Raw genomic sequence first — 16,793 nt, forward strand, 5'->3', positions numbered from 1 at the left:
GGTCATCTTTAAAAAAATTTTATAGGATAAATTATGAAATCAATTTATACCCCTTCTATTATTGCTATGCTAATAACATTAACTGCTTGTTCAAACACCAATATTGATCTCAATTCACAAGTGAATCTCCCCTCTCACTTTGAACAAACCAACCAAGCAGGAGCTACAACTGAAATCAGTCAATGGTGGCATAACTGGAATGATGCGCAGCTTACAGCACTAATTGAACAAGCATTACAGCAAAACTTAGATATTGGCATGGCAAGAGCACGTTTAGCAGAAGCTCAAGCTAACGCAAATTACACCGTTGCAGATTTAGGTCCAACCGTAGGCGCCAGTGGAGGTATTGGTGGGGCACGGTTGAAAATTGATAATCCATTAACAGAAGGTTCTACAACTTCATCAAATAATAATCAATATGCTGCAATTAAAGCCAGTTGGGAATTAGATTTATTTGGTAAAAAACAAAGCGATCATGATGCTGCTGAAGCGATGGTATTAAGTAAACAAGATCAAATTTATGCAACACAAATGCTAATAACTAGCCAAATTGCTGAAAATTACTTTAATATTAATGCATTACAACAACGCCAAGCTATATTACAACAATATATCACTGTGTTAAAAAAATTAAAAAATTATGCACAAGGTCGTTTTAACGCTGGCCAAGCCAATGCTAACGATGTATTACAAGTGGAAAGCCGTATCCATTCAGTGCAAGCGAACCAAACTACTTTAACTAGCCAAATTGATGCTCACCAACGTGCTATTGCGGTTCTGCTAGGAAAAACAGCTCAAGGATTTAAAATCGCAAAAACAACAAAAAATTTACTAATCAATTTACCTCAAGCCCCTCATGGAATACTACCAAGTGATGTACTTGCTCGCCGTCCTGATTTACATTCTTATAAAAATCAAGTACAAGCTGCTGCTGCCAAATTGGTCAGTGCAAAAGCAGATTTATATCCTCACTTTGATATTCAATTCTTAGGGGGCACAGGACGTATAGATATCAATTCAGATATTTCAGAATTAAAAGGTTGGAGTAACTTAATAAGTGCGGGGCTTTCTATTCCAATTTTTACCAACGGACGAATTCAAGCCAATATTGATGCGGCTGATGCTCGCTTAAAAGCAGCATTATTACAATATGACAAAGCATTAATTCAATCTCTTGCTGATGTAGATAACAGCTATCAAGCTCACTTCGCCTTAACACAACAAGCTCAACTATTAGAAAAGACAGTCAATCAAATACAAAAAACCGCACTAAATGCAGGGAAATTATTCCAATATGGTGAAAAAAACTTAGATAATGTACTGTCTGAACAAATAAATGCATTAAATGCTCAAGAACAACTCCTTCAAACTAGATTAGCCCAAGCAAAAAATTTAATAAACTTATATAAAGCGATTGGTGGTGGTTGGGTGAAGTGATTATAGCTTTATTCTCTTAATAATCTCATTTATCGCCCTGTTGGCTATGTTCTAAAGTGCGGTAGGATTTTTAGAAATTTCCATCTTTATAAAAAATTTTTTCACAAATAACTAAAACGATTAACCTAATTAATAAATTTTGTGATATGTTTAAAATCTTTTTAAACCATAAAGGAACAATTAATATGCAAACACTTTTAAAATTAACTCATTTTGTGAGTAAAACTTTTGCTCTTTGGGCAATTTTTTTTTGGATTACTCGCATTTATTTATCCACCAACATTTGCTATTTTCGCCCCTTATATTCCTTATTTATTGGGCCTAGTCATGTTTGGCATGGGAATTACCTTAACTTTCCAAGATTTCGGAGAGGTTTTCAAACACCCTAAATCTGTTTTAGTAGGTGTAGTGGGTCAATTTGTCATTATGCCGTCTATTGCTTTCTGCTTAGCAAAATTATTTAATCTACCCGCTGATTTAGCTGTTGGAGTAATTTTGGTGGGTGCCTGCCCAGGTGGAACATCATCCAATGTGATGACGTATTTAGCTAAAGGCAATACGGCTCTATCTGTTGCCTGTACTACAGTATCTACGTTACTTGCACCATTTTTGACCCCGATAATTTTCTATGCATTGGCGAGCCAATGGTTAGACATTGATGCACAAGCTATGTTTATTTCTGTATTAAAAATGGTACTTTTCCCTATTTTCTTGGGACTCGTGGTAAGAGCTTTATTTAAGAAACAAATGCTACAACTCAGTGAAACCATGCCATTGATTTCTGTAGTTTCTATCGTCTTAATTCTTGCCGCCGTAGTTGCTATAAGTAAAGATAAAATTCTTGCTTCAGGTTTGATGATTTTTGGTGTTGTTGTTTTACACAATGGGCTTGGTTATTTAATTGGATTTATAGCCGCACGCCTACTCAAACTAAATATCTCAGATAGTAAAGCGGTTTCTATTGAAGTAGGTATGCAAAACTCAGGTCTGGGAGCAGCCCTTGCCACCAATGTATTAGTTAATCCAGCGGCAGCAGTACCTAGTGCAGTATTTAGTTTCTGGCATAATGTATCGGGTCCTATTTTAGCCAATATTTTTTCTAATCTTAAAAATAATGATGAATCATCTCAATAATGTGATCCACATTAAATTATGCTAAAAATTACTAAAAAGTGCGGTCGAAATAATCGCACTTTTTTGTTAGAATCTTTATTCATTTTTATAATCCAATATTTCTTCTTATCGCTCATAAGAAACAATTAGATAAAACAAACTATGGCAAATAATTATTCAGCAGAAGATATTACCGTTCTCAAAGATCTTGAACCAGTTCAGCTTCGTCCTGGTATGTACACTGATACCACCCGCCCAAATCATTTAGGTCAAGAAGTTATTGATAACAGTGTCGATGAAGCATTAGCAGGTTTTGCAAGCAAAATTGAAGTGATTTTACATAAAGATCAATCTTTAGAAGTGATTGATAATGGTCGAGGTATGCCTGTAGATATTCACCCAACGGAGAAAGTTTCAGGGATTGAATTAATTCTGTCTAAACTTCATGCAGGTGGTAAATTCTCTAATAAAAATTATGAATTCTCAGGGGGTTTACATGGCGTGGGAATCTCTGTGGTAAATGCCCTTTCAGAGTTAGTGGAAGTGATTGTTCGCCGAGATGGGCAAGTGTATAAAATTGTTTTTGCAAACGGTCAGAAAATTGAAGAATTAAATGTGATTGGCACCTGTGGTCGTCGTAATACCGGAACCGCAGTTCACTTCAAACCCAATCCAAAATATTTTGATAGCGATAAATTCTCAGTAAGTCGCTTACGCCATTTATTACGAGCAAAAGCGGTTCTATGTTCTGGTTTAGAGATCAAATTTGTAGATAAAGTTAATGACACCGAGGAAACCTGGTGTTACCAAGATGGTTTGGCTGATTATCTGACAGAAGCAGTAAAAAAATATGCAACACTGCCAGAAACCCCATTTATTGGCGAATTTAAGGCGGATAGCGAAGCTGTTAGTTGGGCATTATGCTGGTTGCCAGAAAGTGGTGAACTGATTGGTGAGAGCTATGTTAACTTAATTCCAACTATTCAAGGTGGTACCCATGTAAATGGTTTACGTCAAGGCTTATTAGATGCAATGCGTGAATTCTGTGAATTCCGTAATCTGTTGCCTCGAGGCGTAAAATTGGTGGCTGATGACATTTGGGATCGATGCGCTTATGTGCTTTCATTAAAAATGCACGATCCTCAATTTGCCGGTCAAACTAAAGAACGCCTTTCCTCTCGTCAAAGTGCGGTATTTATTGGAGGAGTTGTTAAAGATGCATTCAGCTTATGGCTCAACCAAAATGTTGAGATGGGTCAACAACTAGCTGATTTAGCAATTAATTCCGCCCAACGTCGTTTGCGAGCATCAAAAAAAGTGGTTCGTAAAAAACTTGTGAGTGGTCCTGCACTTCCGGGTAAATTAGCCGACTGTTCACAACAGGATTTGGATAAAACTGAATTATTCCTCGTAGAAGGGGACTCTGCGGGCGGTTCAGCTAAACAAGCTCGTGATCGTGAGTATCAAGCGATATTACCTTTACGTGGAAAAATCTTAAATACATGGGAAGTCTCTTCTGACCAAGTTCTTGGTTCGGAAGAAGTTCATAATATCGCAGTGGCATTAGGGATCGATCCTGATAGTGATGATTTATCACAATTGCGTTATGGTAAAGTTTGTATTCTTGCGGATGCGGACTCGGATGGTTTGCATATTGCTACCCTACTCTGTGCCTTATTCTTACGCCATTTTCCAAAGCTCGTACAAAATGGTCACGTTTATGTGGCAATGCCTCCACTTTATCGTATCGACTTAGGAAAAGAGGTTTATTATGCTCTTAATGAAAGTGAAAAAGAAGGCATTTTAGATCGTCTAAAATCTAAACGAGGTAAACCTAATGTACAACGTTTTAAAGGTTTGGGCGAAATGAATCCATCACAATTACGTGAAACAACTATGGAACCCAATACTCGCCGATTAGTTCAACTGACTTATGAACAAGATGAAAGCAATATGACTGAAACCCTTGAATTAATGGATATGTTATTGGCTAAAAAGCGAGCGGAAGATCGTAAAAACTGGTTACAAACAAAAGGCGACCAAGTGGATCTCCAAGTTTAAGTTGAAGGAAAAATGATGAAAAAAACATTTTTAGCACTTTTATTAAGTAGTACATTAGTATTTTCAAATACTCTTTTGGCAGAGGAAAATTCTAATAAAATTTCGGCAAAAACAACCGCACTTTCAGCAGAATTACCTATCGTCAACGCTGAATTAACTTTTGCTCCAAATGTGCCTAAACCTATTACACGTAAAACACTAGCTCGTGTTGTGGTTAACTTAACCGCATTAGAAAAAGTAGATGAAATTGCTACTGGTGTTAAAACTAAATTCTGGACCTTCAATGGCGGCGTTCCTGGTCCATTTATTCGGGTGCGTGAAGGTGATCAAGTAGAAGTTCACCTATCAAACTCGGCTAATGCTCGTATGCCACATGCCTTAGATTTTCATTCTTCTGCGGCACCTGAAGGTGGAGCTCAAGCAAGCTTAACTAACCCAGGTGAAACTACCACCTTTGCTTTTAAAGCGTTAACTCCAGGTCTTTATTTATATCATTGTGGTGCAGATCCTGTGGCATTACATATTGGTAAAGGAATGTATGGTTTAATGCTAGTTGAACCTAAAGATGGTTTAAGCCCTGTAGATAAAGAATTCTATATTATGCAAAGCGAACTCTATCTGTCTGAAGGAAAAAATAAACAAGATATTTATATCTTTGATATGAATAAAGCTGAATATGAATTACCTGATTATGTGGTCTTCAATGGTAAAGTAAATTCGATGATGGGTGACAATGCACTAAAAACCAAAACTGGTGAAAAGATTCGTTTATATTTAGGTAATGCTGGCCCTAATAAAATTTCTTCATTCCATGTGATTGGTAAAAACTTTGATACTGTTTATGTGGAAGGTGGCTCGCTACAAAATCATCATGTACAAACCGCTTTAATTCCTTCTGGTAGTGCATTAATGGCAGAATTAAAAATTGATGTTCCAGGGCAATACCCTTTTATTGATCATTCAATTTTTAGAGCCTTGAAAGGCGCAAAAGGCATGTTTGTGGTTGAAGGCCCAGAAAATCCTGAAGTTTTCCAAGGCAAAATCAAAACAGAAAAATATACTGAAACCAATAAAGATGCCGATGTAGATACCGGTTATAGTCATTAAAATTTTTAGAAAAATTACCGCACTTTTGTGCATAAAAGATAAACATTATGTCTGAAATTAATTATGAAGGTATTGAACAAATGCCTCTCCGCACTTTTACTGAAAGTGCCTACTTAAATTACTCAATGTATGTCATCATGGACCGTGCATTACCTTTTATCGGTGATGGATTAAAACCTGTTCAACGACGTATTGTCTATGCCATGTCTGAACTTGGTTTAAATGCTGCTGCTAAATATAAAAAATCAGCTCGTACGGTGGGGGATGTATTAGGTAAATTTCATCCTCATGGAGACACTGCCTGTTACGAAGCGATGGTGTTAATGGCTCAACCTTTCTCTTATCGCTATCCATTAGTGGATGGTCAAGGGAACTGGGGAGCACCTGATGATCCCAAATCCTTCGCAGCAATGCGTTATACAGAATCTCGTTTATCTAAATTCTCTGAATTATTATTAGGAGAATTAGGTCAAGGTACTGTAGATTATCAACCAAACTTTGACGGCACGATTGCTGAACCTCAATATTTACCTGCTCGCTTACCACATATTTTATTAAATGGTACAACAGGTATTGCTGTAGGCATGGCGACAGATATTCCACCACATAACATTAATGAAATTGCTAATGCAGCAGTGATGTTATTAGATAGTCCCAAAACTACTTTAGATGATATTCTTACAGTAGTTCAAGGCCCAGACTTTCCAACTGAAGCAGAAATTATTTCACCAAAAGATGAAATTCGTAAGATCTACGAAAATGGTCGTGGATCCATAAAAATGCGTGCGGTTTGGAAAAAAGAAGAAGGTGAAATTATCATCACTGCTCTACCTCATCAATCTTCTCCATCAAAAGTCATTGCGCAAATAGCAGAACAAATGACAGCGAAAAAACTCCCTATGGTAGAAGACATTCGTGATGAAGCAGATCATGAAAATCCTGTTCGTATCGTATTAGTGCCTCGTTCTAATCGTGTAGATACTGATTCACTAATGGCTCATTTATTTGCCACTACAGATTTAGAAAAAAATTACCGCGTTAATATGAACATGCTAGGTTTAGATCGTAAACCTGCGGTTAAAAATTTGCTAGAAATTCTAACTGAATGGCTTACATTCCGTCGCACAACAGTCACTCGTCGTTTACAATATCGTTTAGATAAGGTACTTTCCCGCTTACATATTTTAGAAGGGTTGATGATATCTTATCTAAATATTGATGAGGTCATTCATATTATTCGTAATGAAGATGAACCCAAACCTGTCTTAATGACACGTTTTAACTTAAGTGATGAACAAGCGGAAGCTATTCTAAATTTACGTTTACGTCACTTAGCTAAATTAGAAGAGCATGAACTACAAGCTGAAAAAACTCAATTGGAAGAAGAGCGCCATTATTTAGAACAAATCCTTGGTTCTGAACGTCGTTTAAATAGCTTAATTAAGAAAGAAATTCAGCAAGATGCAAAAATCTATGAAAGTCCTCGTCGTTCCCCAATAGTGGAACGTGCTGAAGCAAAAGCAATCTCTGAAAGTGATATGATTCCAGCGGAACCTGTGACCGTCATTCTTTCTGAAATGGGTTGGGTGCGTTGTGCAAAAGGTCATGATATTGATGCAACCTCTTTAAGCTATAAAGCAGGTGATAAATATCTTGCTCATGCTTATGGTAAATCTAGCCAGCCTGTGGTTTTTATTGATAGTACTGGTCGTAGTTATGCACTAGATCCACTTTCATTACCATCTGCTCGTTCACAAGGTGAGCCATTAACAGGCAAGCTCACGCTATCAGCAGGGGCAACTATTGAACAACTGCTAATTGAAAATGACAGCCAAGCGCTATTGATGGCATCTGATGCTGGTTATGGTTTTATTTGTAAATTTGAAGATTTAGTAGCACGTAATAAAGCTGGTAAAGCAGTAATTAGTTTGCCTGAAAATGCGAAAGTGTTACCTCCGAAAACAATTCAAGATGAGAATGCATTATTAGTCGCATTAACTGCTGCAGGACGTATGTTAATCTTCCCTGTTAAAGATTTACCTTCATTATCTAAAGGTAAAGGAAATAAAATTATTACTATTCCAGCGGCGGCAGCGAAAGAACGTAGTGATTTCTTAGTTAAAATTCTATTAATCTCTGAAAATGCAAGTTTAATCTTCCTCTCAGGTAAACGTAAAATTACTTTAAAACCTGAAGATCTACAAAAGTTTCGAGCTGAACGAGGTCGTAAAGGTACACAGCTTCCTCGAGGTTTACACAGTGGTGTCGATATTGAGGTTATTGAGCCTGAGACTACAATATAAATATCAATAAACCCTGTCTATCATATCGGCAGGGTTTATTCATATAATTGATTATTTTATCATTGTTCTAATTGATTCCATTCCTTTTAGAAATTCCCAGAATTGTTCTGCATAACTATTTAATCGGGTATTCATACGATATACATAACCTTTTATAGGAATACTCATCTCTTTATCATTCAAAATCATTAATTTCCCATCTTTTAGCTCATTAATAATTGAATATTCGGGTAACCATGCAATACCTTGTCCATTTAATACCATATTTTTCAGTAACTCTGACATCGACGAAATAAATTTTGTCTGTAAATTTAATTGAGGATATTGCACTAACTTACGATTGACTAATCGTCCCATATAAGAATCTAATGTGTAATTAAGTAAAGGTAAATGCGCATCATCTAAGCTAAATAATGGATTACCAAAGGCATCCTTTAATGTTACAGGATAAATTTTTGACTCCAAAATTTCAGTGTATAAAAAAGGTTCTTGCAACAATTTTTCATCATAAAAAGAAAAAATAAAATCACATTTTCCATCAAGTAAGGTAATGATTGTTTCATCCACATCAATAGATTCGACTAAATAAATAAACTTATCACTTTGTAATGAAAGTTTTTGAATTAATTTAGGCATAATAGATAAAGATAAAGAATGTGCTGCTGCAAATTTTATATTAGGAGAATTACTTCGGTGCCCTAATAATTCATCCAAATTTAGTTGTAACTGTCGCAAAATATTACGAGCTTGAGAATGAAATAACTTGCCTTCTTCTGTAAGCTGTAAAGGAGTAACCAACCGATTAAATAATTTCACCCCTAATGATTCTTCTAATGCTAATATTCTTCGACTAAATGCTGATTGAGATAAATTTCTCGCTTCTGCAGCTTGTGAAAAATTACGATAGGCTTCTAAAGTAAGAAAATCATCTAACCATTTTGTTTCAATATTATTCATTTTTACCTCTACTCAATGCATATTTTGCAACACGAAGTTGTTTTTTGCATAATAACTCTTTATAAGCAATTGTGCAATTACTTGATTTTATATAGAAAATTATAATTTATTTAAAATTAAATCGTTTTTTTGCATAATGCAAAGAAATTTTGCATTTATTTTTTGCATAAGTATTCGCTATAAAAGGCACATCATATGGCAATATTATTAAACAAAGGAGTGCTAACTATGGCCAAAAAAATCATTGGTATTTTAGGTGGAATGGGGCCTGCCGCAACAATGGATATGTTCCAAAAATTTATTCAGCTTACCCCTGCAACTTGTGATCAAGAACATATACCTCTTTTAATTTCTTCTATTCCTGATATTCCTGATAGAACCACATGTATTTTACATAATGGTGCGAATCCAGGTCCTATACTCATAGAACAAGCAAAACGTTTAGAAAGTGCGGGGGCAAATTGTATTATTATTGCCTGTAACACTGCGCATAATTGGTTTGATGAAATTCATAAACAAGTTAATGTTGAAATGATCAGCATGATCGAAAGTACTGCTGATGCAGCTGTTTCAACAGGTAAAAAGCGAATTGGTATTCTTGCCACAGATGCTACTTTAGAAACTGGATTATATAAGAAAAAAATTGAAGAGTTTAACTTGGATTATATTGCTCCAGATCCTGATAGCCAAACACAAGTCATGCATAGTATTTATCTTTACAAAGCAGGAAAAATTGCTGAATCAACTGAAATTATGATGAAACAAAAAGATGCCTTAATAAAGAAAGGTGCTGAAATTATCATTCTAGGCTGTACGGAAGTTCCAATGATTTTAATGACAGATATCAATATTTCGCCAGAATTATATGTAGATTCTACGTTATGCTTAGTGAAATCAGCTATAAACTGGTATAGAATGTGACGCTTTTCTAAACAAAATAATAAAAAGGAGTTATCTATGATTTGGGTAGAAATATTTGTGGTACTTGGTGCTATTTTTATGGGATTGAGATCAGGGGGAATTGGTATAGGTCTATGGGGTGGTTTAGGACTCGCTATTCTCACCTTAGGTCTTGGTCTTCCTGTAGGAAGCATCCCTGTTGATGTTATTCTCATTATTATGACGGTTGTTCTTTCTGCTGCAACGTTACAGGCTTGTGGTGGTATGGATTTAATTGTTCAATATGCAGCAAAATTAATGCGGAAAAATCCCAAATACATTACCTTCATTGCCCCTGCAATTACATGGTTGATGACAATCATGGCAGGAACTGGATTTATCGTTTTCTCTACACTACCTGTTATTGCTGAAATTTCTCGAGAAAGTGGTGTTCGTCCATCTAAACCATTAGCTGCTTCTGTCGTTTCATCACAAATGGCTGTTGCGGGCTCACCACTTAGTGCAGCAATGGCAGCCATGGTTAGTGTGATGGAAAATAATGGCGTAACGTTCTTTCAAGTAATGGCTGTATGTATTCCAGTTTCATTTGTTGCCTCGATGGTGGCTGCATTCATCTCTTCTTTACAAGGTTGTGAATTAAAAGACGATAAAATTTATTTAGAACGCTTACAAGCGGGACTTGTCACAAAATCTGAAACTAAAAAAGATACTGTCTTTGGAAGTGGCTCAAAATTATCTGTAATTATATTCTTACTAGCAACTATTTTGATCGTTTTAATTGCCGCTGTACCAGGATTAAAACCTGTATATGAAAATGGTAAATCATTAAGTTCTCGAGATCTTATTATTATCGTCATGTTAGCATCAGCGTGCTTAATGTTATTATTTGGAAAAATTAAACCTGACGCAATCACAACAAGTTCTATTTTCCGTTCAGGTATGACATCCGTTGCGGTTATTATTGGTATTGTAACTTTAGGAACAACATTTGTTGACTACCATTTACCTGAAATCAAGGCCGCGGCTGGTGATGTATTGACGGCTTACCCATTATTACTCGCACCAGTTCTTTTCTTAACTTGCGCATTGTTGTATTCTCAAGGTTCAACTGCACCATTAATTATTCCTTTAGCTGTTGCTTTAGGCGTTCCAAATTGGACAGTATTAGCTTCATTTATTGCAGTAACTGGTATTTTTATTCTTCCAACTTATCCTACAAGTTTGGCAGCTATGGAAATCGATACCACAGGATCAACCCGAGCAGGTAAATATCTCGTTGATCATCCATTCTTCTTACCTGCCTTAATTGGGGTTGCAGCTGGAGTGGGATTTGGTTTTGTTATTGCGCCAATGATTGTTGCATAAAATTTATATTCATGAGATAAAAAAGCCGAACTATCAGTTCGGCTTTTTCTATTACAACACTTAATTTTCTAATGCAGATAAACGTTCCTGAGCGTATCTTGCTATCTTATCATTCGCTTTTAATGTCGCTTGGTACCAATAAATTGCTTGTTTTTTATCTTTTACCGTACCTTCCCCTTTTTCGTACATCATACCTAATTTAAACTGTGCTTCACTTACCCCTTTCATTGCGGCACGTTCAAACCATAAGAAAGAAGCATGCAAATCCTTTTGCATATAATAAGCATTTCCTAAAGCTAACATAGCACTAGGATAATTCACTTTACCTGCTTGTTCTAAAATCTTAATAGCATGCTTAATATCTTTTTTTACTCCTGCTCCATCAAGATACATTAACCCAATATAAGTAATTGCTTTAGCACTACCCTGTGCGCCTGCCTCATTAAACCACCAATAGGCTTGATAAAGATCTTTTTCTACATAACGACCAGAAAAATACATGATGCCTAAGTTGACTTGAGCAATTGCATTACCTTTCTGAGCTAATGGTAACAATAATTCATATACTTGCTTCCAATCGCCTTTATCCGCAGCTATTTGTGCCTGATCTTGAATCTGCTCATCTGTCAGCCTTTCTGAAAGGTGATTGATTACATTAGAAGGCTTAGCTAAATTGCTTGAAATTTCCTCTACAGCTAATAACTGAGTAGAAATACTGGCAAATAATAATGCAATACATAACTTATATTTTAATTTCATATCAACTCTACAGGGTTGCACATAGCAACATAATGAAGAAACACAATGACACCCCCATTTCAATTAGTCCCACTTGTTTTATTGATAATTTTTTATGTGGTAACCAAATAGCACGAATAAATGGAACAATAAATGCCAATGCTAAAAGATATTGTTGCATACAAGCAAACATCACAATACAAGCGAGATGAAAAACAATGGAAATTCTTAAATAAACTGGATTTTTACGTTCCCTCATCATGGATTTCACATAAAATGTTGTGCCAATAAAAAAGAGACTTGGATAAATTGCTATCCAGTAAATTTTTTCATCCCAATCTGAATTAGCAAAATAATAACTACACATACCCGCAATTGCAAAAATAAGAATTCCATTAAAATCATTTAATAAAGAGCGTTCATCTTTTCGCTTCACATAATAAATACTAATAGGAGATAGTAAAATAATTGCTATTGCAAAGTACAAAATACGCCAATTATGCAACACCGCAGGAATAGCAAAAATAATGACCGCACTAAAATAAATGACCGTCCATTTTTTATATAGTTCCAAATTACGTCCTTTAAAGAGATTCAAAAATGGATAAGTCATTAAATAAAGTGAAAACCATGCTAATAATAAAAATCCATGTTGCCAAATCGGTGTTGACAATAACATACCATAGATAAATGGCATTAAAGCCATCACTATTGCGCCGTGTTGATTGGAAATGAGTAATTTCATATAAATCCGTTTATAATTAAATAAATCTAAATGGGTTGATATAATACTCTAACCTAAAGATGAAAAAAAGGAAAAGAAAATGAGTTCTATTCAATATTTACATATGAGCAAACGCTACAGCGAAGTTATAACCCATAATGGTGTAGCTTACTTCTCGGGACAAGTACCTGAACAAACTATTCATGATAATGCTTATGAACAAACTAAAGAAGTTTTACGGCAAATTGATCAGCTACTGGCTGAAATTCATTCACATAAAAGCCGTATTTTAAACGCCCAAATATTTCTCGCAGACATGGCTGACTATGCACAAATGAATCAAGCTTGGGATGAATGGGTTGATAGTCATCCTCCTTGCCGAGCAACCGTACAAGCTAAACTTGCGGATACCAATTGGAAAGTAGAAATTGTCATTACCGCAGCGATATAAAGTGCGGTCAATTTTAAAAAAATTTAGGATTTTAGAGTAACTTTATCTAAAATCCTTTAATTTTCTAACTCTACATCAATCACAATAGGATTATGATCGGAACTCGTCGTTTCAAAACTGATGCTTTGTAAAACTTTTACGCCTCTAACAAAAACATGATCTAATGGATTGCCCATAAAACGTAAGCGTACATCTTTTTCATAATCAACTGCTTGTAAGCCATGTTGATAGGATAATTTATTGAGTAAATCTAAGCGCCCTTGATTCCATGTATTAAAATCACCCGCTAAAATAATAGGACCTTTATGCTTAGAAACTAATTGCATAATATTTTCAAGTTGGGCTCGGTAATTAGTGGGCTGAAGTTCAAAGTTAACTAAATGCAAATTAACTAACAACAATGATTCTCCATTAATTAATGGAAATAGCATCGCACTTCCTACTTTAGGAATAATAATCCAAGGTTCTTTTTCTGATTTGGCACAAACGATATTAGGCATTTTTTTAGACAAGATATTGACACCAGATTCATTATCTAAATAAGAAAAGGCGCTTACATAAAGCGAAATTGGAAATTTATCATAAAGTATTTGTGCGAGATTTTGTTTTGTTGAAACTTCTTGTAAGAAAAAAAAGTCAGCAATATCCGCATAATTTTGAATGACTTTTTGCCAGCCTGCATCCTCGCCTTTATGCACATTCCAAACTAATAACTTAAATTTTTTCTGTGTTAGCGGTAATTTATCATCATTAACTGATATACATTGATCATGATAAGTGGAAAATGCGGCGTGCTGAGCCGTTGAAAAAGTCATTTTCGGTGCATCAAAAATTTTTATGCTATAAAAACAATACCCACCGATGAATAGTAAAAGCGCCCCAATAACCAATAAAATAGAAGAAAATTTACGCATAACTTAACCTATTTATTATACTGGACGAATACTATCCATATCTAACTTAGCATCAAAGATATCTTGTAACAGCTTAATTTTCTTATCTTTTAATAAATTTTGTTTAGCTTGCTCGCTTAGTTCATGATAAATCTGGCGACGATAATCTAAAGGTGTTAATAGACTTTCATCATCACAAAAATCAATACTCAAAGAAATTGAGCAAGCATAAAATGTGGTTAATGTTTGCTGTAAAATCTCAACGGATTTTTCAGTAATCAAATGTTTCTGTGCAGAACGTAAGCCTAATTTAATTGTATTATCGGTTTTTTCTAGCAATACTGCATTTAATGCAATTTGCTTAACCAGTTTAATGCTATCAAGGTTTAGTTGACTAATGGTTTTACCCCACTCATCACGAGTTTCAGCCATAGCAATTACTTTCGCTATCACTTCTGGGGTTTTCTCTTGTAAAATGGCTTGCTTGATATCAGAGGGTCTAATACCCGTATTATCTTGTGCCAATTCAGGATTCGACCATTCCCAGCGATAAGTTTCCGCTAAATTTGTTTCCTCATCTTCATTAGCTTCCACTGGCTCTTCTAATTCTGGTTTATCTTCTGTTTTAGGATTAGAAAGACTCACTAAACGATCTAATAGATCTGTTTGTTTTTTTAATTTATGAGATACCACTGGAAGTGCGGTAACATTTTGAGAAATTTCTTCAGAATTTGAACTTAACGAGGTTACAGCTACGCTAGTGTTTTTTTTTTCATTATTCTCAGAAGCCTGAGAACGTAACTTTTGAATTTGAGCTAAAGCATTCATGGCAGCGGAACCTGTTGTTTGAGCAGGCGCTGTTTGAGGTTCGACTGGTGATTGTGAAGCGGTTTGATATTGAGCCTTGATAGATTGAGAGACGACAGGCATATCAACTAATTTTTCTGATTTTCTAACCGCAATTTGTTCAGACTGATTAGCAATTTCAACTGGCTGAGATTTAATTAATTTAGGGTGAAATGCTAAAGCACGTAATAAAGTCATTTCTACCCCAACTCGAGGATTAGGGGCAAACGCTAATTCTTTACGTCCATTCACTACAATTTGATAAAAAAACTGCACATCTTCAGGGGAAATATGCTTAGCTAAGAAAGCAATTTGTGATTCCTCATTATTATTAGCTGACAACAATTGTTGCATGGCAATTTGATGTAATACATCACTAACCTCAATCAATAATTGCTCCCAATCCCCACCTTTATCAGCAACGGATTGAATCACTTTCATTAAGTTTTCGCCATTACCTTGTTGTAAGGCATAAACCACTTCAATCGGTTGATTGTCATCTAATAAGCCAAGCATGGTACGCACAATATCCAATGTAATGTTACCATTTGACATAGCAATAGCCTGGTCAGTTAAACTGAGTGCATCACGAATACTTCCCTGTGCAGCTTTTGCGAGCTTATCAAGTGCGGTGGTTTCATAAGGAATTTGTTCTTGTTCAAGAATATGTTCTAAATGCAGAGCAATTTGTTGTTGCTCTAAAGCTTTCAAATGGAACTGCATGCAACGAGACAAAATCGTCACTGGTAATTTTTGTGGATCGGTTGTTGCAAGTAAGAATTTCACATATTCAGGCGGTTCTTCTAATGTCTTCAATAAAGCATTAAAAGAATGACGAGAAAGCATATGAACTTCATCAATCAAATAAACCTTGTAACGACCTTGAACAGGCTTATACTGTACGTTATCCAATAATTCTCGAGTATCTTCTACCTTCGTACGAGATGCGGCATCGATTTCAATCAGATCAATAAAATTGCCTTCTTCAATGGCTTTGCAATGTTCACAAACACCACAGGGTTCTGCTGTTACACCATTGACACAGTTAAGCCCTTTAGCAAATAAACGGGCAATAGAAGTTTTTCCTACGCCACGAGTGCCCGAAAAGAGATAAGCGTGATGTAAGCGATTTTCTTTTAATCCATTAGAAAGTGCAGTCAAAATATGCTCTTGACCGACAACTTCGGAAAAGGTTTTTGGTCGCCATTTTCTTGCTAGAACTTGATAACTCATTGCTTATCTCTTATTAACTATAATTTAGTGACCTTCAAAATCCACTAACGTAAAAGGTTCAACGCCTAACTTACGTAAACGCTCTCCACCGCCTAACTCAGGAAGACTAATCACAAATGCAGCATGTTTTACTGTACCGCCTAAACGTTCAATCAGTTTAATCGTTGCTTCAACGGTTCCGCCCGTTGCTAATAAATCATCAATAATTAGGACATTATCCCCTTTGGAAACTGCATCTTCATGCATTTCTAAAGTATCTTGACCATATTCTAATTGGTACGTTTGCGAAATTGTTTTACGAGGTAATTTACCAGGTTTACGCACTAAAATAAAAGGTAAATTTAATCCTAAAGCCACTGGAGCACCAAAAATAAAACCTCTAGATTCCGTTCCCGCCACTTTAGTAATACCTTTATTTTTAAAATGTTCTACCAATAATTGAACTACAGTGGAAAATGCTTCTGGAGTTTCAACTAAGCTTGTAATATCACGGAAAATAATCCCCTCTTTCGGATGATTAGGAATGGATTTAATAGAAGACTTAATAAGTTGTAATTTTTCGTTCATTGTATTGCCTAAAGTGCGGTCTAAAATTTGACCTTTTTTATTAAAAATCAAGGGGGTGAATTTAAAGTAAATTAATTTAGATTGCAAGTCATCTAGAT

Annotated in this window: 13 protein-coding genes and 1 pseudogene; 8 read left to right on the plus strand and 6 right to left on the minus strand. The window is 35.5% G+C overall.

The window, feature by feature from the left end; all coding sequences use genetic code 11:
- Positions 1 to 33: 33 nt before the first annotated feature.
- The 5 genes and pseudogenes from HMPREF1052_RS04460 to parC all read left to right on the plus strand — a co-directional run bounded on the left by HMPREF1052_RS04460 (position 34) and on the right by parC (position 8,021).
- Positions 34 to 1,437: an efflux transporter outer membrane subunit gene (locus HMPREF1052_RS04460; protein WP_005760171.1), complete on the plus strand. Its 1,404-nt coding sequence runs from the start codon at positions 34 to 36 to the stop codon at positions 1,435 to 1,437.
- Positions 1,438 to 1,622: 185 nt separating this feature from the next.
- A pseudogene (locus HMPREF1052_RS04465) lies at positions 1,623 to 2,571 on the plus strand (bile acid:sodium symporter family protein).
- A gap of 141 nt (positions 2,572 to 2,712) precedes the next feature.
- On the plus strand, positions 2,713 to 4,611 hold the full coding sequence (gene parE / locus HMPREF1052_RS04470; RefSeq protein WP_005759998.1) for a DNA topoisomerase IV subunit B: 1,899 nt from the start codon (positions 2,713 to 2,715) through the stop codon (positions 4,609 to 4,611).
- A gap of 15 nt (positions 4,612 to 4,626) precedes the next feature.
- Positions 4,627 to 5,718 (plus strand): copper-containing nitrite reductase, encoded by a 1,092-nt coding sequence (gene nirK / locus HMPREF1052_RS04475; RefSeq protein WP_005760138.1) that lies wholly within the window; start codon positions 4,627 to 4,629, stop codon positions 5,716 to 5,718.
- A gap of 47 nt (positions 5,719 to 5,765) precedes the next feature.
- Positions 5,766 to 8,021: a DNA topoisomerase IV subunit A gene (gene parC, locus HMPREF1052_RS04480; protein ID WP_005760143.1), complete on the plus strand. Its 2,256-nt coding sequence runs from the start codon at positions 5,766 to 5,768 to the stop codon at positions 8,019 to 8,021.
- A gap of 51 nt (positions 8,022 to 8,072) precedes the next feature.
- Here parC and hypT read toward each other — a convergent pair whose 3' ends face one another.
- A complete protein-coding gene (gene hypT / locus HMPREF1052_RS04485; RefSeq protein ID WP_005760148.1) occupies positions 8,073 to 8,978 on the minus strand; it encodes a hypochlorite stress DNA-binding transcriptional regulator HypT in 906 nt (301 codons plus the stop codon).
- A gap of 228 nt (positions 8,979 to 9,206) precedes the next feature.
- On the opposite strand from hypT, the gene cuyB reads away from it, so the two are divergent.
- A complete protein-coding gene (gene cuyB / locus HMPREF1052_RS04490) occupies positions 9,207 to 9,899 on the plus strand; it encodes a cysteate racemase (protein ID WP_005760132.1) in 693 nt (230 codons plus the stop codon).
- A gap of 36 nt (positions 9,900 to 9,935) precedes the next feature.
- Complete coding sequence (locus HMPREF1052_RS04495) at positions 9,936 to 11,243, plus strand: anaerobic C4-dicarboxylate transporter (protein ID WP_005760124.1); 1,308 nt, start codon at positions 9,936 to 9,938, stop codon at positions 11,241 to 11,243.
- A gap of 60 nt (positions 11,244 to 11,303) precedes the next feature.
- Here the strand turns inward: HMPREF1052_RS04495 and HMPREF1052_RS04500 are convergent, their stop codons facing one another.
- Both HMPREF1052_RS04500 and HMPREF1052_RS04505 read right to left on the minus strand, forming a co-directional pair.
- Positions 11,304 to 12,002 carry a tetratricopeptide repeat protein gene (locus HMPREF1052_RS04500; RefSeq protein ID WP_005760066.1) on the minus strand — a complete coding sequence of 233 codons (699 nt, stop codon included), beginning with the start codon at positions 12,000 to 12,002 and terminating at the stop codon, positions 11,304 to 11,306.
- Positions 12,003 to 12,009: 7 nt separating this feature from the next.
- Positions 12,010 to 12,726, minus strand: coding sequence for a YwiC-like family protein (locus HMPREF1052_RS04505; protein WP_005760051.1), 717 nt, complete (start codon positions 12,724 to 12,726; stop codon positions 12,010 to 12,012).
- A gap of 79 nt (positions 12,727 to 12,805) precedes the next feature.
- Between HMPREF1052_RS04505 and HMPREF1052_RS04510 the strand changes: the two genes are divergently transcribed.
- A complete protein-coding gene (locus HMPREF1052_RS04510) occupies positions 12,806 to 13,156 on the plus strand; it encodes a RidA family protein (RefSeq protein WP_005760128.1) in 351 nt (116 codons plus the stop codon).
- A gap of 56 nt (positions 13,157 to 13,212) precedes the next feature.
- Here HMPREF1052_RS04510 and HMPREF1052_RS04515 read toward each other — a convergent pair whose 3' ends face one another.
- The 3 genes from HMPREF1052_RS04515 to apt are packed head-to-tail and all read right to left on the minus strand — an operon-like array spanning position 13,213 to position 16,695.
- Positions 13,213 to 14,070: an endonuclease/exonuclease/phosphatase family protein gene (locus tag HMPREF1052_RS04515; RefSeq protein ID WP_005760038.1), complete on the minus strand. Its 858-nt coding sequence runs from the start codon at positions 14,068 to 14,070 to the stop codon at positions 13,213 to 13,215.
- 15 nt (positions 14,071 to 14,085) lie between these two features.
- Positions 14,086 to 16,128: a DNA polymerase III subunit gamma/tau gene (gene dnaX, locus HMPREF1052_RS04520; RefSeq protein WP_005760076.1), complete on the minus strand. Its 2,043-nt coding sequence runs from the start codon at positions 16,126 to 16,128 to the stop codon at positions 14,086 to 14,088.
- 24 nt (positions 16,129 to 16,152) lie between these two features.
- Positions 16,153 to 16,695, minus strand: coding sequence for an adenine phosphoribosyltransferase (gene apt / locus HMPREF1052_RS04525; protein WP_040596290.1), 543 nt, complete (start codon positions 16,693 to 16,695; stop codon positions 16,153 to 16,155).
- Between the last annotated feature and the right edge of the window lie 98 nt (positions 16,696 to 16,793).

Source organism: Pasteurella bettyae CCUG 2042 (genome assembly GCF_000262245.1).
GTDB classification, from domain to species: Bacteria; Pseudomonadota; Gammaproteobacteria; order Enterobacterales; family Pasteurellaceae; genus Basfia; species Basfia bettyae.